Origin of the sequence: Pseudomonas costantinii (assembly GCF_001870435.1) — a bacterium.
Classification (GTDB): Bacteria; Pseudomonadota; Gammaproteobacteria; order Pseudomonadales; family Pseudomonadaceae; genus Aquipseudomonas; species Aquipseudomonas costantinii.
Map to the genome: position 1 here is coordinate 1 of NZ_MDDR01000004.1, position 17816 is coordinate 17816.

The 17816-nt window shown below is 59.2% G+C and carries 14 protein-coding genes; 11 read left to right on the forward strand and 3 right to left on the reverse strand.

Going from position 1 to position 17816, the window contains the following annotated elements:
* Positions 1-1595 (reverse strand): TonB-dependent receptor family protein (locus BFL40_RS01435; RefSeq protein WP_071482734.1); only part of this gene is annotated, 1595 nt, incomplete at its 3' end.
* Between the two features lie 164 nt (positions 1596-1759).
* Between BFL40_RS01435 and BFL40_RS01440 the strand changes: the two genes are divergently transcribed.
* From BFL40_RS01440 to BFL40_RS01475, 8 genes are all read left to right on the forward strand, one after another.
* The gene (locus tag BFL40_RS01440) at positions 1760-2137 is read left to right on the forward strand and encodes a YceK/YidQ family lipoprotein (RefSeq protein WP_071482735.1); all 378 of its coding nucleotides are present in this window, start codon (positions 1760-1762) and stop codon (positions 2135-2137) included.
* Between the two features lie 132 nt (positions 2138-2269).
* A complete protein-coding gene (locus tag BFL40_RS01445) occupies positions 2270-4027 on the forward strand; it encodes a carbamoyltransferase family protein (RefSeq protein ID WP_071482736.1) in 1758 nt (585 codons plus the stop codon).
* Positions 4011-5141, forward strand: a complete 1131-nt coding sequence (locus BFL40_RS01450) for a glycosyltransferase (protein ID WP_071482737.1) — start codon at positions 4011-4013, stop codon at positions 5139-5141. The genes BFL40_RS01445 and BFL40_RS01450 overlap by 17 nt, the downstream gene beginning before the upstream one ends.
* Positions 5141-6037, forward strand: coding sequence for an antimicrobial resistance protein Mig-14 (locus BFL40_RS01455; protein WP_071482738.1), 897 nt, complete (start codon positions 5141-5143; stop codon positions 6035-6037). The genes BFL40_RS01450 and BFL40_RS01455 overlap by 1 nt, the downstream gene beginning before the upstream one ends.
* Entirely contained in the window at positions 6034-7455 is a 1422-nt protein-coding gene (locus BFL40_RS01460) for a PIG-L deacetylase family protein (RefSeq protein WP_083374584.1), read from the forward strand. The genes BFL40_RS01455 and BFL40_RS01460 overlap by 4 nt, the downstream gene beginning before the upstream one ends.
* Before the next feature lie 57 nt (positions 7456-7512).
* Complete coding sequence (locus BFL40_RS01465) at positions 7513-8397, forward strand: DUF6625 family protein (protein WP_071482740.1); 885 nt, start codon at positions 7513-7515, stop codon at positions 8395-8397.
* A complete protein-coding gene (locus BFL40_RS01470; RefSeq protein ID WP_071482741.1) occupies positions 8394-9548 on the forward strand; it encodes a glycosyltransferase family 4 protein in 1155 nt (384 codons plus the stop codon). Before BFL40_RS01465 ends, BFL40_RS01470 begins: the two co-directional genes overlap by 4 nt.
* The gene (locus tag BFL40_RS01475; RefSeq protein WP_071482742.1) at positions 9545-10429 is read left to right on the forward strand and encodes a glycosyltransferase; all 885 of its coding nucleotides are present in this window, start codon (positions 9545-9547) and stop codon (positions 10427-10429) included. The genes BFL40_RS01470 and BFL40_RS01475 overlap by 4 nt, the downstream gene beginning before the upstream one ends.
* A 59-nt stretch (positions 10430-10488) precedes the next feature.
* On the opposite strand, the gene BFL40_RS01480 is transcribed toward BFL40_RS01475, so the two are convergent.
* Positions 10489-12345, reverse strand: coding sequence for a bifunctional O-antigen ligase/aminoglycoside phosphotransferase family protein (locus BFL40_RS01480; RefSeq protein WP_071482743.1), 1857 nt, complete (start codon positions 12343-12345; stop codon positions 10489-10491).
* 159 nt (positions 12346-12504) lie between these two features.
* Between BFL40_RS01480 and msbA the strand changes: the two genes are divergently transcribed.
* From msbA to pgnE, 3 genes are all read left to right on the forward strand, one after another.
* Positions 12505-14310, forward strand: a complete 1806-nt coding sequence (gene msbA / locus BFL40_RS01485) for a lipid A export permease/ATP-binding protein MsbA (RefSeq protein ID WP_071482859.1) — start codon at positions 12505-12507, stop codon at positions 14308-14310.
* 166 nt (positions 14311-14476) lie between these two features.
* On the forward strand, positions 14477-15901 hold the full coding sequence (hldE, locus tag BFL40_RS01490; RefSeq protein ID WP_071482744.1) for a bifunctional D-glycero-beta-D-manno-heptose-7-phosphate kinase/D-glycero-beta-D-manno-heptose 1-phosphate adenylyltransferase HldE: 1425 nt from the start codon (positions 14477-14479) through the stop codon (positions 15899-15901).
* Positions 15894-16829, forward strand: coding sequence for a UDP-N-acetylglucosamine epimerase PgnE (gene pgnE / locus BFL40_RS01495; RefSeq protein WP_071482745.1), 936 nt, complete (start codon positions 15894-15896; stop codon positions 16827-16829). Before hldE ends, pgnE begins: the two co-directional genes overlap by 8 nt.
* A gap of 18 nt (positions 16830-16847) precedes the next feature.
* Here pgnE and BFL40_RS01500 read toward each other — a convergent pair whose 3' ends face one another.
* Entirely contained in the window at positions 16848-17816 is a 969-nt protein-coding gene (locus tag BFL40_RS01500; RefSeq protein WP_071482746.1) for a metal ABC transporter ATPase, read from the reverse strand.

A 17816-nucleotide genomic window follows, 5' to 3' on the forward strand; every position in this document is an offset into this window, starting at 1 on the left:
TTCTGGTAGGTGGTGCGACCGCCACTGGATTGTTGGACCACCAATTCATCTTCGGTGGTGATCTGGAACAGCGCGGCGTTGAGGCGCGTGTCCTGGCCAACCCGGGCTTTCAAACCGACTTCATACTGCTTGCTGACCGACGGCTTGAGCGCAAAGTTGAAGCCGTTGGCGGTGCTGGAATACGCCGACTCTGCCTGGGTCGGGGTTTCGAAACCTTTGCCCGCGCTCACATAACCATGCAGGTCAGGTGTGAAGGCATACATGACGCTGACCGAGGGTGTGTTCTTCTGGTAGGTCTTGCTGCCGCTGTCATTGCCGTCGCTGAGGAAGTGGTCGTCCACGTCCATCTTCATGGTGCTGTGGCGCAGGCCGGCTTGCAGGGTCCAGTCGCCGAGCAGCCAGTTGGCTTGCACGAACGGGTCGAGGCTGGTGGCGGTGTCGATTTCGTCGCGGCCCAAGGCGCCTTTGACGCCGTGCACGCCGTTGAGGGTATTGGAATAGCCTTGGCGATCATCCTGGCTGCGGTCGTAGTCCAGGCCGCTGATCAGGGTCAGGTCGCCGGGGACGCTGGTGATCGGTTGCAGCCAGTGGATGGAGCCGCCGTAGAACTTGCGATCGAAGTCCACCACGCCGCCGCGTTTGTCTGCATCGGTGCCGCCTTTAATCGACAAGTACTGAATCACACTCCGCCGTCCCGTATACGCATTCACCTGCAACGTCGCATCGCCGATATAGCGTTCGTAATTCATGCCCAATTGCTGATGATCGATACTTTTTCGCGTGTTGTACTGCAACGCCTCAGGCGCCACCGAGCGCGGATCAGCCTTATACGCGTCCCACTTCTGCCCCAACGGATCCTGCGTACCGTTCTGCTCCAGGCTGCTGTAGATCAGCGCCAGCTTGCTGTCGTCATCCGGCTGGAAGTTGAGCTTGGCGAAGGTCTGGTCGCGACGGGCGCTGCTGTGGTCGCGGTAGCCGTCGGTGTCCATGCGCGAGGCGTCGAGCACGAAACCGGCGCCGTTCGCTGCGCCTTCAGCGGTCAGGTGGTTTTTGTTCAGGCCATCGCTGCCCACCAGGGTTTCGGCGCCGATGCGCGGCGGGCCTTCACCGTCGCGGGAAAACATCTGGATCACCCCGCCGGCGTTGCTGCCATACAGGGTGGCCGCCGGGCCGCGCAGTACTTCGATGCGCTCGGCGGTGTCGAGGTTGAACGTGGCCGCCTGGCCCTGGCCGTCCGGGGTGCTGGCGGGAATGCCGTCGGCGATCAGCTTGATACCGCGCACGCCAAACGCCGAGCGGGCACCGAAACCGCGGGAGGAGATCTGTAGGTCCTGGGCGTAGTTCTGGCGGTTCTGCACCACCAGGCCGGGCACGCGGGACAGGGCTTCGGAGGCGTTGATGCCGAGTTGGCCGTCGCTGATTTGCTCACGGCTGATGCTGTCCACCGAGTAAGGCAGGTCGAAGGTCGGGCTGGCGCTGCGTGAGCCGGTGACGACGCTTGGGTCGAGAACCAGGGCGGTGTCGTCGGCCTGGGCGGCGTCGCACAGGGCGAGCAGGCCGGGCAGCAGCAGGGTGAAGCGGGTCAGGGTGTTCATCAATCAGCCGTAATCCGTGGCGTTACTTAAGGTGTTAACGCGCAAAAGGGCGCGAGTTTAGCGGCTCGGATAATTTTTATCATTTGGGAGTGATCCTACGCTGCCGATGGTCTGTGCGCCTTGGGCCTTCAGTGGCTTCGATGTTAGCGTGGCCGGCATTGTTGATGGATCAAAAGGAGAGGGACGTGAAGAATCTGTCGAACATCTTGTGGGGTGCCGTGTGTTTGTCGCTGGCAGGCTGCGGCACGATCAATACCGTTTTTCGCCCTGACGCCGTGGCCAGCCAGGATCTGAAGGATTCGCGCAGTCATTGCGAAAATGTGCCGCGAATCTACAGTGGCGTTATTTACAACTTTTGTACGCTCAATGGTACGCCAGCACCCGACAAAAGCCTGAAGGATAAAAGTCTTGGGGATCATGCTGGCAGGGCCTTACCGTTCGTTGCTTTCGACGCGGTAGCCTCCGGGGTCTTGGACACGTTGGTTCTGCCCTACACGATTTACCGTCAGAGCAACGACGGCAGCATAGAGATCTATCGCTAGTCCTCGCTGCTAACAGCTTCCTCCTGCTTTTAAGTTATAATCCCGCCCTTTAGCTGTTTCTCGCCCAGGCGGGAGACACACTTTTTTCAGGCGCAACCCGCCTGCATGCAGACTAAAAGAGGCTAGACCCCTGTGGCATTGACGATTCTTGGCCTGTCCGGCGCCCTTAGCCATGATCCTTCCGCAGCCTTGTATATCGACGGCAAGCTGATCGCGGCCGCCGAAGAAGAGCGCTTCGTACGCGACAAACATGCAAAGAACCGCATGCCCTACGAATCGGCGAAGTTCTGCCTGGAACAAGCCGGCATCAAGCCTTCCGACGTTGATGTGGTGGCGATTCCGTTCGCACCGATCAGCCTGTTCGGCGAGGCGCGCTGGCATTATGCCAAGCGTTACTGGTACGCCCCGGACCGCGCCCTTGATGCGATCCTGATGGGTAACCGTCGCTACAAGCGCTATCGCAACAAGATCGTCTGGTGCCTGGAACAACTGGGCTTCGATCCGAAGAAAATCAAGATCGAACCGGTTGAGCACCACTTGGCCCACGCCTCCAGTGCCTATCACTGCTCGGGCTTCCAGGAAAAAACCGCGATCCTGGGGATCGACGGTAAGGGTGAGTACGCCACCACGTTCTTCGGCTACGGCGAAAACGGCAAGATTCACAAGATCAAAGAGTTCTACGACCCGGACTCCCTGGGTGGCCTGTACGGCGCGATCACCGAGTTCCTCGGTTTCGAGATGCTCGACGGCGAGTTCAAGGTCATGGGCATGGCGCCGTATGGCGATGCCACCAAGTACGACTTCTCGCGCCTGGCCTCCTTTGAGAATGGCGAGTTGGTGATCAACACCGACTACGCCAACGTCATCGGCCTGCGCCGCTATAAAGAGAAGGGCAAGGGTTTCTACTTCTCGCCAAAACTGATCGAGTGGCTGGGCCCCAAGCGCGAAGGCGACATCGCCGACGAGCCGTACATCCACTACGCCGCCAGTATGCAGGCGCTGTTTGAGAAGCTGGCCCTGCAGATGATCGACCACTACTTGGGCGACATCCTCAAGGACACCGGCAAGCTGGCGTTCGCCGGCGGCTGTGCGCTGAACGTCAAGCTGAACCAGAAAATCATTGCGCGTGACGACGTCAAAGAGCTGTTCGTACAGCCGGCGTCCGGCGATGCAGGCACCGCCGTTGGCGCCGCAGCCTATGTGTCCCACGCCCGTGGTGTGCCGGTTGAGAAGATGGAACACGTCTATCTCGGCCCGTCCTACAGCAACGAAGACGTGATCGCCGCGTGTGCCAAACACGCGAGCAAGCCGGTCTGGCGCAAGATCGAAAACATGCCGAAACGCATCGCCAAGATCATGGTCGACGGCAACCCGGTGGCATGGTTCCAGGGCCGCATGGAGTTTGGCCCGCGTGCCCTGGGCGGTCGTTCGATCATCGGTTGCCCGAGCGCCACCGGCGTAGCTGACCGCATCAACCACCAGATCAAGTTCCGCGAGCGTTGGAGGCCTTTCTGCCCGTCGATGCTCGACACCGTAGCCCCGCAGATGATCAAGGTCGATCACCCTGCGCCGTTCATGACCTTCACCTTTGAAGTGTCGGAAGAGTGGAAGACCCGCGTGCCGGAAGTGGTCCATGAAGATGGCACCTCCCGCGCCCAGGTGCTCAAGCGCGAATACAACCCGCGTTACTACGACATGATGAAAGAGCTGGAAGTACTGACCGGCAACGGCGTGTCTCTGAATACCTCGCTCAACCGTCGTGGCGAAGCGATGATCTGCTCGCCGACCGATGCGCTGAACATGTTCTTCGGTTCCGACCTGCAGTACCTGATCATGGAAGATATCCTGGTCGTCAAAGACGGTGTGGACCCTTATGACTCGGTCGACTGAGCGCCACGTCCTGCAGTTCTGCCACGGCTATGACGGGCCGTTTCTGGATTGCACGCGGCAGTACGCCAGTCTATTCGCAGGCTCCGGCTACAAGGTGACCACGGTGTTTCTCACCGGGGCCGCCGACCCTGAGGTGGCCGCCGGTTGCGCCTCTGATGAAGTGTTGTTCATGGAGTTCAGCTCAAAGGCCATTCGTGGCCTGAAGCTGGGCGCCATCCGCGAATTGCGCAAGATTGCTGCGTCGCGCAACTTCAGCTTCTGCATCGCTCACCGATCCAAGCCGATCTATATCGCCTTGCTCGGCACTCGCCTGCCGGTGATCGGCGTGCATCATGCCTTTGGTGACTATGAGCGCCGCAGCCGTAAGCTGTTTGCATCGATTTTCCGCAAGCGCCTGAGCCTGCTGGCTGTGTCCGATGCGGTGCGCGACGATATACGCCGCTGCCTGCCTGACTGGCCTGCGACACGTATCCAGACCTTGTATAACCGCATCGATGTCGAGGCCATGCAAGCTCTCCAGGTTCCGGCCGATGCTGCGCGGGATGCCCTGGGGCTGTCGCCGGACGAGTGGGTGGTCGGCAACGTCGGTCGCCTGCATCCGGACAAGGACCAGGCCACCTTGCTCAAGGGCTTTGCCTTGGCACTGCCGCATTTGCCGGCGCAGAGTCGCCTGGCGATCCTCGGTACCGGGCGGTTGGAAAAGGACCTCAAGGCCTTGGCGCGCGAGTTGGGTATTGCCGAGCGGGTGCTGTTCCTCGGCCAGGTGCCGGATGCGCGACGTTATTTTCGTGCGTTCGACGCCTTTGCCCTGAGTTCCGATCATGAACCTTTCGGTATGGTGCTGTTGGAAGCCATGGCCGCAGGTGTTCCGCTGCTGGCAACGTCTTGCGGTGGTGCCCGGGAAGTGGTCGAGGGCGTGGGTATTCTGTTTCCCTTCGCTGATGCCGAACACTTGGGGCAGGGGCTTCGGCACCTGGCGGCGATGGATCGTCATCAGCACCAGCAGTGTGCGCAGATGATGCTGGAGCGTCTGTACGAGCGGTTCTCGGATCAGGCTGTGCGCGATACGTTCTGGCAGTTGCCCCACGTAATTGAACTGACGTCGAGGGCTTGATGCTCAATCGATTCCAAGGCTGGCGCGAGCGCGGCTGGTCCGTCGTTGATGCGTCCACCTACAGTGACGCCTGGCAGGGTTTTGGTGGCAGTGTTGCCACGCATCCTCAGGTGGTTGAGCGTCTGGCCGGGCTGGCCGAAATCCCGGTGCGCTATCTGGCGTGGGAGCAAGGCGGCGAACTCAAGGCGTGCATTGCGACTTGGGGACAGGACTTGGCCTTGTCCAAGGATGTGCTCAAACGGCATGGCAAGAAGGGTTTTTTCGACCTGGGCAATGCCGAGTTGATCCTGCCCGCCGCTGCCGATGCCCAAGCCCCGCTGCGCCATCGCGCGCGGTACCTGTCGGCCCTGAATGAAGGCCGCTTTGTCGGCCTCAAGCCCCAGGCCGAGCAGTTGGCCATGGCGCGCGCCCCTGAAGAGTTGTCGAAGAAATTTCGTTATAACCAGCGCCGCGAGTTGCGTCTGCTGGAAGAGGCAGGCGGTGTAGTGCGTGCGGTGCAGGAGTTCTCCAGTGCCGAGCTTGCAGCGATCTACTGCGACCTGTTCCAGCGCCGCTGGGGCTTTCCTGCCACCGGCGCCGCACGCATGGCGCAGGTGATCGAGCTGCTGCGTGAATGGTTGATCGGTTCGGTGATTTTCCTCAACGATGCTCCGATTGCGATTCAGTTGGTCTATCGCGTTGAGGCCGCGCAGTGGATTAGCGTCGAGTACATCAATGGCGGTGTTGACCCGCAAACCCGGGCGTTCAGCCCGGGCAGCGTATTGAGTTTCCTCAATACGCAAAGTGCCTGGGAACAGGCGCGGGAAGTTGGCAAGCCATTGCGATTTTCGTTTGGTCGGGCGGATCGCGAGTACAAGGACCGTTGGTGTAACCCTGTTCCGGTGTTTAAGTTATGAGTGAAGGTATGTGCCGTAAGCAGACGCTGCTCAAGCGCCATCGCCGCAATAAGCGTGTGGGCTTGCTGGTGGGTTTGCTGTTGTTGATTGGTGTGACTGTGGGGGTGGAGGTTTCCTGGTGGCTGCCGCTGTCGTTGGCGGTCCTGGCTTGGGTTGCCCATGAAGCCTGGTTTGCCGACCATCTCTTTTATTCGGCAAAGGACGACTATCAGTATCAATTTGCTTCGGATACCGAACAGCCAAAGGTCATTCTGGACAAGGGGCGGCTGGTGCTGGGTCAGCCGCTGGAATTGTCGGGCGATGAGACTCTGATACTGGCTCTGCGCCTCGAAAGCAGCGTGTTGGGTCGCTTTATCGATCCCTTTGTGGCATTGCCGGAGGGTGATTGCCAGGTGTTCGAGCGTGGCGTCAATGGCTTGCGCTATCTGAACCTCACCGGCCAAGCCCAAGCGCTGGTCGATGGGAAACTGCGGCTGCGCGGCCGATTCTGCCGTGTGCAGGGTACGCCTGTGCTGTCGGTATTTCGTCAGCCCGATGTGCGTCAGCAACGGGTGATGGTCATCGCGCCCCATGCTGATGATGCCGAACTTGCAGCCTTTGGTCTTTACAGCCAGGCGACGCAACCCTGGATCGTGAACTTGACTGCCGGCGAAGTTGAAGCCGAGCACTATCAGCAAATGGGATTGGGTAAGCCTCAAGCCGCTCGGCTCAAGGGGCGCTTGCGTGCCTGGGACAGTATTGCTGTGCCGCGCTGGGCCGGAGTGCCAGAAACGCACTGCGTCCAGTTGGGGTATTTCTGTATGCGGTTGGCTGCGATGAAGGCTGAGCCTGATCGTGCGGTGGCTTCCCTGGAGGCCGAGTTGGTTGATATCCGCATGTTTCGCCAGTTCAATCCGTTCACCTTGCCTGCGGATGCCGATGGCCGGCCGACCTGGAACAATCTGTTGGCCGACCTGAGGGCTGTGCTACTCATGGCTCGTCCCGAGGTCATCGTGCTGCCCAATCCGGTGCTTGACCCGCATCCTGACCATATCTGCGCTCAGCAAGCCGTGTTGGAAGCCTTGCAGGGGTTAGAGTGGCAGCCAACCACGTTGTTGGGTTACGCCAATCATCTACATGACAACGACCGCTGGCCGATGGGGGATTCGGGGGCTGGTATCGCTTTGCCACCATGCTTTGATTCGACGTACACTTTGCAGCCTTATTGCTTGCCGTTATCCGAGGAGCGGCAGTGTGACAAGGCCATGTCGCTTGGCATGATGCATGATCTGCAACCGAGGATGCCGTTCAAGCGGCGCGTGCGGCGCGTCATACAGCGCTTGCTGGCGGGTAGGGCTGTCTCGCCTTGGGGCGAAAACGAGTTCTTCCGCAAGGCCATTCGGCGACACGAACTCTTTTGGTTCATCAAGCACAAGTAACGTTATGCAACGTGGTGGAGCGTAGAGCGCTTCAGTAAAAATGACAGTGAGCGCCCAGTGACCAATCCCTGCCCCCGCATTCTTTTCCTCATTCCTTACTTTGGCCGCTGGCCATTCTGGATGCCGTTTTTTCTCGAAAGTTGCCGACACAACGCCGATATTGACTGGCTGTTGTTCAGCGACTGCCCGATTCCGGACAACGTTCCGGACAATGTCAGGATAGAGAGCATTTCATTCGCCGATTACTGTGCGTTGGTTTCGCAGCGGTTGAACATCAATTTTGCGCCTCGGGCGGCTTATAAGTTGTGTGACATCAAGCCTGCGCTGGGGCATATCCATGCTGATCGTCTCAAAGGTTACGACTTCTGGGCGTTTGGCGACTTGGATCTGATCTATGGCAACCTGCGCCAGTATTTCACCGCCGAGCGGTTGGCCGGCTATGACTTGTTCTCCACCCATGAGCGACGGGTCGCCGGTCATTTGTGCCTGATGCGTAATACCGCCAGAAAGCGCGAAGTGTTCATGCGGATCAAGGATTGGGAAGCGCGGTTCATGGATCAGGAGCATCATGCGCTGGATGAGGGTGCGTTCAGCAGGATTTTCCTGTGGCGCAAGAATTTTCCGAAGCCGTTGTTCCAGTTGGTAGGCAAGCTCAATCCGTGGCGCCGACGCAGTGAGTTCACCGAGGCGTTCAGTACGCCGGGTGGTGCGATCAAGTGGCATGACGGTAGTGATCGCTTCCCTCATCAATGGTTCTGGAACAAGGGTCGCCTGACCAATGACAGGGATGGCGAGCGGGAATTCCCCTATTTCCATTTTGTCTGTTGGAAGCGTAATCAGTGGTCGCTGATGCCGGAGCCGGGCCGCGAGTACGCCGAGGCGCTGGCTGCTGAATCATCCTGGGTTGTTGATGCCACAGGTTTCCATCGAGGAGAGTTATGAGTCGGCGTTTCAAGGTCCTGCAATTGCAGCCTGACTACAATGTTAAATCCCATGACTTTGCCGATCTGGCCGAACAGATTGTCAAGGCATTACCGGCGGACCGCTATGAAGTCACGGCAGCGTTCCTGCGTGGTCGTCCGGGGCCTGCGGACCCGGTCAGTCGTGCGGCAACGTCCGTCTACTTCGAGTTTTCCGACGCGTCACTCAAGGGCTTGAGGCTGCGCGCCATGTGGCGGCTGTATCAATTCTGCCGTAAGGAAAAGTTTGACGTCGTGGTGTGCAACCGCTTCAAGCCGGTCAACATGATGTTGCAACTGAACCGCTGGTTGAAGATCCCGCTTTGTATCGGCATCTCCCACGGTTTTGGTGAGTATGACCGCCTCTACCGACGCAAGCAGGCGCAACGTTGGATCGATGAGCACTGGCGTTTTGTCGGCGTGTCGCCGGCGGTCAAGCAGTACCTGATGGACTGCCAGTGCGGGTTTACCGATGGCAATACCTACGCCATTACCAATGCCATCGACATCGAGCAGGCAGAAGCCTTGCAGCATTCGCGTGAACGCGCGCGTGAGTTACTGGGCATCGACCCTTCGGTTCGTTTGATCGGTGCATTGGGGCGCTTGGTGCCCGTCAAGGGGCACACCTATTTGTTGCAGGCGTTTGCAGCGCTTAAAGACAAATACCCTTCGGCGCAGCTCGCCATTATCGGCGCGGGGCGTGAAGCGTCCAACCTATCGGCGCAGATCCAGAGCCTCGGCCTTGATGGCCGTGTGCACTTGTTGGGATTCAAGGAAAATGCGCTGCAGTACGTTCGTGCCTTCGATATCTGGGCGATGCCTTCGCTGGCAGAGGGCTTGGGGTTGGCGCTGCTGGAGGGGATGAGTGGTCGCCTGCCGGTGATCGCTTCAAGTGTGCCGGCCATGCTTCCACTGATTGAAGGGGCAGGTGGTCTGGCGGTGGAGCCAGCCAACGTCTCGCAGCTGACCCAGGCGCTGGATACTTACTTGGCACTCTCCGATGAAGCGCTTGCGCACAAGGGTGAGCAGGCTTACCAGTACCTTCAGGCCCAGCACGACATTGAGGTGTTCCGCCAGGAGTACCTGGAACTGATTGATTCAGGATTGGCTCAAGCTCGCAGGAATAATGTATGAATCAGAGTCAGCCCTTGGTCACAGTGATCATCGCGTCCTATAACCATGCTCCTTACATTGAGGAAAGTATCCTCAGCGTCTTGAACCAGACTTATCCCGACATCGAGCTGTTGGTGATTGACGATGGCTCGACAGACGACAGTGTCGAGCGCATTCGTCGACTGCAGGAGCGCTACACATTCGACTTCCGTGTCCAGCAGAACCAAGGGCTGACCAATACGCTCAATAGTGCTATTGCTCGGGCCCAAGGTTCGCTGATTGTGCCGTTCGGTTCCGATGACATCATGTTGCCAGAGCGGATTGCGACCCAGGTGGCCTATATGGATGGCAAGCCTGAGGTCGGCATCTGTGCCGGTAACATCGAGCTGATCGACTCCCAGGGCGAGCTGTTTCCTGAAAAGCGCCAGCGTCGGGACGTGCCTTTTCGGCGCCTGGACTTCGACGATATGTTCCTGGAGCGTAAACCTTACCCGCCAGCCCCGACGCTGATGATCCGGCGCGAGGCGTTGGAGAAGGTCGGTGGGTTTGATCCGCAGATTCGTCTGGAAGACTTGTTGATCGAGTTGAAAATTACCCGTGCCGGGTACTTCATCGATGGTTTGAATGTGGTCATGGCGCGCTACCGCAAGCACGCCACCAACTCGTACAAGAACCATCGATTCATGATCGACAATATCCTGCGTTCATACGCGTTGTTCAGCGACCACCCGCAATATGATGAGGTGCGTTACAAGTTCCTCAGCTCCATGTTCCTCAAGACCTCCAACCGTAATCGCGCGTTGGCGCGGGAGCTGTTGGCGCAGATCCCGTTTCGGGTCTGGAACAAGAAAACCTGGAGAGGCTTGGCGAGGTTGTATTTTTCGCCCCTGGAAAAAGACTGATCCCGTGTTGGTGCGCCCCACCCTGTGGGCGCACTTTCAGGGACATCTACTCAGGCTTGTTAGGCGGCTGGTCGAGTGAGTGTCAGAACTTGTTCGCGGATTTTTACCGTGGCTTGCGGCGATGCAACAGACGCATAACCCTCGACCAATTGTTCAAAGTGAGTCTCGAGCAGCCAGCTGCGGTCCTGCGGATAACGTTGCATGTGCTTCAGGTTGCGCTGGCGCAGTGTGTTGCGCAGAGCTGACGGATAGATGTGCATGTCGGCCACGTCAATCAGCCCGAACTCGCCATCATCCATGAGCAGCACATTGCCCAGGTGCAGAGAGCGGAAGTACACGCCGTGCTCGTGCAGTTGGGCAATGAAGCGGCCAAAGCGTTCGATCAGCGACTCTCGCAGGCTGCTGTCCAGGCTCTGAAGGGCCTGGCGAAGGGTCAGGCCGGGGAGCGGACGATAGCGTACGGCACTGCTGCCATCCTGCAATTTATACAAATTGAGGATAGGTGGTGAGGCAATGCCTAGCTGCTGCAGTTGTTCGCTGTTGCTGGCGAAGCGCTCCGAATAGGTCATGAACCCGCCGGTGGTGTACCAGCGGCGAGCCCTGAACAGTTTGAGAAAACTGCCATCCTCCAGGCGCAGGACTTTCGGTCCAAGGCCGTCTTCCTCTATGACGTCTGCGCCTTTTTGCTGGGCTTCGAAAGCCCGGGGCGTGGGTGTTTCTACCGGCATGCGCAGCACGCTGCGGCGGCGCTGGGCGATGCTCAAGCCGGCGATCAGTGCCAGGGGAATCCACAGCAGGAACCAGTGCTCCTTGGGTCGCGATAGAATGCCGCCGCCTTCGGTCAGGCCCGCGCCGATGCCGTAAGCCAGCAGGGAGGACGCCAGGATGAAGAGGGGTTGTGCCCGTTCCTTGAGGCTTTTGTACAGGCCCCAACCGAGCATGAAGATCCAGGGTATAAAGCCGATGATGCCGATGTAATAGAGCACGCCGAGGGCAAAGCTGTGGGGTTCGAGCAGCTCGAAGCCATCGGACAGTTTCAGGAACAGCTCGGAGTTGTAGCTGTGGCCGATCCAGGGATGCTCGGCGATACGCTGCAACGCCATGCCCCACAATTCAAGTCGGAACGAGCTGCCGCGCTCAGTGATTGCCTCGGGATAAAACAGTAGAAGCGCTGCTGCCCCCAGGACCAGTGCGGCGATCGTGAGTACTGAGCGGCGGTTGCGGCTGACAAAGGCCATCCACAGGGCCGCCAGTGTCAACGCCACCAGTGGTGTTCGCGAGCCTGTCGCCAGGATTGCCGTGGCCATGATGGCCAGGGCGGGTATGCAGAACCACAACGCTTGCAAGCGCCGGGTGGTCATGCAGACATAGAGCCAGTAGACGCAGAAAAAACCGAAGAGGTGGGAGCTGAGCAACGGGTTGTCGAGGGCGCCAAGGCCACCGATCATACGCATGCCAGGCTCGAAGCCTTTGCTGAATGCAACCAGATTGCACAGGCACACCACCAGCGCAATCACTGCGGCGCTGAAGAAAATCGGCTTGATCAGCTCGTTGCGGTAATGCAGCAGCATCCCACAGCCGGCAAACAGCATGAGCGTGTACAGAGGTTCCTTGAACAGGTTGGAGTCGACCGTGGATTCCGGGCTCCAGAACAGGGTGGTCAGTGCCCAGGCGCAAAACGCCAGGAAGGCAATCACCAACGGTTCATGCAGCAGCTCTTTGATTTCTCGAGGGCGCAGGCACAGCAACAACAAGGCCGGCGTGCCAAATAAAATGTAGTAGAACCGGTGCAGTACATTGCGATTGCTGACAAAGAACAGCGAACTCAGAAGCAACAACAAGCCAATGGGCAAAATCCATAGGACCAAGAAGTCGAAAACGCGATTTGAGCCATAAGTAAGGCGCTTGGAGTGCATACAGTAAAGCCATTCCAGAATAGGGAAAGCCGACCATCTTAAAGTAGTGGCTATACAATGTCTTCGGTTGGGTCCAACCGGGCTGAGGGTCATGCTGGGTGCAAGTACAACAGAGAAGCTGTGCTAAAGTCAGCCTCCTTTTTCAAAACGCCGCGTGATATGACCGACTCCAGTCCGAGCGCAAGCCCTTCGAGCTTGAAAATATACTTCCGCCTGCTCAGTTACGTTAAGCCCTACGCCGGCTTGTTTGCGTTGAGTATCGTCGGATTTCTGATTTTCGCGTCGACCCAGCCAATGCTGGGGTACATCCTCAAGTACTTCGTCGACGGCCTATCCAACCCGGAAGCGGTGCTGTTCCCCAACGTACCGCTCCTGCGTGACCTGCAATTGCTGCAAGCCGTGCCCTTGTTGATCATTCTGATTGCCGCCTGGCAGGGCCTGGGTTCGTTCCTTGGCAACTACCTGTTGGCCAAGGTTTCCCTGGGCCTGGTCCACGACCTGCGGGTGCAGTTGTTCAACAACCTGCTGACGCTGCCCAACCGTTACTTCGACAACCATAACTCCGGGCATCTGATTTCTCGGATTACCTTCAACGTGACCATGGTCACCGGGGCGGCGACTGATGCCATCAAGGTGGTGATCCGCGAAGGCATGACGGTGATCTTCCTGTTCGCCTCCTTGCTGTACATGAACTGGCGCCTGACGCTGGTGATGATCGCCATCCTGCCGTTGATCGCAGTGATGGTCAGTACGGCCAGCAAAAAATTCCGCAAACAGAGCAAGAAAATCCAGGTCGCCATGGGCGACGTGACCCACGTAGCCTCGGAAACCATCCAGGGCTACCGTGTGGTGCGTAGCTTCGGTGGCGAGGTCTATGAAGAGAAACGCTTCCTCAAGGCCAGCCAAAGCAACACCGACAAGCAACTGCGCATGACCCGCACCGGGGCGATCTACACTCCGGCGCTGCAACTGGTGATCTACTCCGCCATGGCGGTGCTGATGTTCCTGGTGCTTTACCTGCGTGGCGACGCGTCGGCCGGTGACATGGTGGCTTACATCACCCTGGCGGGCTTGTTGCCCAAGCCGATTCGCCAATTGTCGGAAGTCAGCTCGACCATCCAGAAAGGGGTGGCCGGTGCTGAAAGTATTTTCGAGCAGTTGGACGAAGAGAAGGAGGTCGACCGCGGCACCATCGAGCGCGACAAGGTCAGTGGTCGCCTGGAAGTGCGCCACCTGAACTTCACCTACCCCGGCACCGAACGCCATGTGCTCAAGGACATCAGCTTTACCGCCGAGCCTGGGCAGATGATCGCCCTGGTAGGGCGCTCCGGCAGTGGCAAGTCGACTCTGGCCAGCCTGATCCCACGTTTCTATCACCATGAAAGTGGTGAAATCCTGCTGGATGGCGTCGAGATCGAAGACTACAAGCTGCTCAACCTGCGCAAGCACATTGCCCAGGTAACCCAGCATGTCACCTTGTTCAGCGACACCGTCACCAACAACATCGCTTACGGCGACCTGGCCGGTGCGCCCCGAGAGGACGTTGAAGCGGCGGCGGCGGATGCCTATGCCAAGGACTTCATCGACCAGTTGCCAAAAGGCTTTGATACTCCGGTCGGTGAAAACGGCGTGTTGTTGTCCGGCGGCCAACGCCAGCGCCTGGCAATCGCTCGGGCCTTGCTGAAGAACGCGCCGCTGCTGATTCTCGATGAGGCCACCTCGGCCCTCGACACTGAATCCGAGCGGCACATTCAGGCGGCTCTGGATAAAGTCATGCAAGGTCGTACGACCCTGGTGATTGCACACCGGCTGTCGACCATCGAGAAGGCCGACCTGATCCTGGTGATGGACGACGGTCGAATTGTCGAACGCGGCACCCATGCCGAGCTGTTGGCGCAGAATGGCTATTACGCACGCCTGCATGCCATGGGCCTGGATGCCCCGGTATCGGCCGATATCACCTGACTCTGTAGGGGCCGGCTTGCCGGCGATGGCATCGCCGCGGTTCGACTGGAAAACCGCAGTGACCGCATCGCCGGCAAGCTGGCTCCTACATTGCACTCCCCCCACAAGCCTTCGCTAACCCTGTGCTAATATCGCGCCCCTGTTCATTTTGTATGTGGGTTGCTCCATGAAGTTGTCCATGCCGCGATTCGATCAAGCCCCTGTCTTGGTGGTCGGCGATGTCATGCTCGACCGTTACTGGCATGGCGGTACCTCACGGATTTCCCCTGAGGCGCCGGTACCGGTAGTTAAGGTCGAGCAAATCGAAGACCGTCCAGGTGGCGCTGCCAACGTTGCCCTCAATATTGCCGCCCTCGGCGCCCCGGCCTCCCTGGTGGGTGTGACCGGCGACGACGAAGCCGCCGACAGCCTGGCCAACAGCCTGCGCGGTGCTGGCGTGCGTGCAGTGTTCCAGCGCATCCCCCATCAGCCGACTATCGTCAAGCTGCGGGTCATGAGCCGTCATCAGCAATTGCTGCGTATCGATTTTGAAGAACCCTTCGCCACTGACGCCCTGGCCCTCAGCGCCCAGGTCGACGAGTTGCTCGAAGGTATTAAAGTGCTGGTGTTGTCCGACTACGGCAAAGGTGCGTTGAGAAACCACCAGATGCTGATCCAGGCTGCTAAGGCTCGGAACATCCCGGTTCTGGCTGATCCAAAGGGCAAGGACTTCTCGATTTATCGGGGCGCCAGCCTGATCACGCCAAACCTCAGTGAGTTCGAAGCCATCGTCGGCGGTTGCGCCGATGAGCACGAACTGGTGAGCAAGGGCGCAACGCTGATGGCCGACCTTGACCTGGGCGCCTTGCTGGTGACCCGTGGCGAACACGGCATGACCCTGCTGCGCCCGGGCCACCCGGCCATGCACTTGCCGGCACGCGCCCGTGAAGTATTCGACGTTACCGGCGCCGGCGATACTGTGATTTCCACCCTGGCCGCCTCGATTGCGGCTGGCGAAGAACTGCCCCACGCCGTGGCCCTGGCCAACCTGGCGGCGGGCATCGTGGTCGGCAAGTTGGGTACCGCGGCTATCAGCGCCCCTGAGTTGCGCCGGGCGATCCAGCGCTCCGAAGGCTCGGAGCGTGGCGTGCTGGGTATCGAGCAATTGCTGCTGGCGATTGACGATGCCCGTGCCCACAACGAAAGCATTGTGTTCACCAACGGCTGCTTCGACATCCTGCACGCCGGTCATGTGACTTACCTGGAACAGGCGCGTGCTCAAGGTGATCGCCTGATCGTCGCGGTCAATGACGATGCGTCGGTCAGTCGCCTGAAAGGCCCGGGCCGCCCGATCAACAGTGTCGACCGGCGCATGGCCGTATTGGCCGGGTTGGGTGCGGTGGACTGGGTAATCAGTTTTCCGGAGGGGACCCCGGAAAACCTGCTGGCCCAGGTCAAGCCGGATGTCTTGGTCAAGGGCGGCGACTATTCCGTCGACCAGGTCGTTGGGGCAGACATCGTCAGCGCCTACGGCGGTACGGTCAAAGTGCTGGGGTTGGTTGAAAACAGCTCGACCACGGCCATTGTCGAGAAGATCCGCAACAATGAGTAAGGCTGATAAGTGGGTTCTGATCACCGGCGGTGCCGGTTTTATCGGCTCGCATCTGGTTGATGCGTTGCTCGCCAAAGGCTATGCGGTGCGGGTGCTGGATGACCTGTCCACCGGCAAGCGCAGCAATTTGCCGTTGGACAATCCGCGTGTTGAGTTGCTTGAGGGTGATGTCGCTGATGCCGAGCTGGTGGCGCGTGCGGCTGTTGGCGCGACGGCAGTGGTGCACTTGGCGGCAGTGGCCTCGGTACAGGCTTCGGTGGATGACCCGGTCAGTACTCACCAGAGCAATTTTGTCGGCACCTTGAATGTCTGCGAAGCCATGCGCAAAGCCGGTGTGAAGCGGGTGGTATTTGCTTCCAGTGCGGCGGTGTATGGCAACAACGGCGAAGGGGCCTCGATTGATGAGGAGACCACCAAGGCGCCTTTGACGCCTTACGCCTCGGACAAGTTGGCCGGTGAGCACTACTTCGACTTCTACCGCCGCCAGCATGGCCTGGAGCCGGTGATTTTCCGCTTCTTCAATATCTTCGGACCGCGCCAGGATCCGTCATCGCCGTACTCCGGAGTGATCAGTATCTTCAGCGAGCGCGTGCAGCAGGGCGTGCCGATCACCGTGTTTGGTGATGGCGAGCAAACCCGCGATTTCATGTATGTGGAAGATCTGGTGGATGTGTTGGTGCAGGCCATCGAGGCACCTGATGCACCGCTGGGTGCAATCAACGTAGGCTGGAATCGTACCACGACGCTCAAGCAGGTGTTGCAGGCACTGGAAGAGGTGGTTGGCCAGTTGCCTGCTATCACTTACGGTCCAGCACGTTCGGGGGATATTCGGCATTCGCGGGCCAACAACCAGCGGTTGTTGGCGAGCTTCAGGCTGCCCGAGCCTACGCCGTTGAAGGTGGGCCTGGAGCGGTTGCTCAAGGCCTGATCCGCTAGAAGCCAGTCCTCAGTGGCTGGCTTTTTTCTTTGGCACAATCTTGCGCAGCATCTGCCGCGCCTTGCCGGTCAAGCGCTTGAGTTTCGATTCTTTTTCGGGTTCAGCCAGGCCTTGCTGCCTCAGCCAATCCTTCCAGCGAATCCGCTCATCGCGCACCAGCCAACCTTCCTGCTGGGCGAAGCTTTCTGCCAGGTACAGCCCACGTGTACTGGCCGGGTAAAGCTGATCCTTCTTGACGGTGTACAGCTCGGCAAGGGGTTGGCCGTCCTTTAGCGGCATCAGGTACAAATCCGGGCGCTGGCGGTCCAGGCGTGCCACCAGTTGGTCACCCTCCAGCCGCTCATCCACATGGAACAGGCTGAGGGATTTAGCTTCCTTCGGCACTTCCAGACGCAAGTCATAAATCAATTGCAGTGAAGCCGTGGGCAGGTGCACGTAGGCCCGCGGGCGCTCGATCAATTGAGTGGTCGCGCAGCGCACGGGGCGGGCGGCACCGGACAAGGGGCTTAAGCGAAACGGCAGCGCTTCGCGGTAATGCAGGGCGCTGGAGTAGGGGGCCGGTAGCCAGGTGTCGTTGAAGCGCCCGCCGAGCCAGCCTTCGGGTGTCTCCAGCAGGCATTCTTCGGCAATTTCCTGGATGGCGGTGTGCAGCGGCAGGTTCAGTTCATGGGCGGGAACGTAGCCGGAAATCAGCTTGAGCACTACGTCACCACGGTCCTGGCGGCGTTGGCGCACCAGCACCCAGTAATCCTTGTTTTGCCAATGCAGGGTCAGTCGCACCGACACGCCGAGGTTCGCCAGTTCCAGGGCGAAACGCTCGGGGTTTGCCACCTCTACCGGCTTGCGCCGTTGCAGGGTTTGGGCGAAGTTGAGCGGCATGCCTACGCTGTGGTAGCTCAGGCCTTCGGGGGTGGCTTCGACGTGCAGCGGCAGTGTTTTAAAGTTGCTGGGGTTTTTTCTAATAAGCGTTCGCGGCAT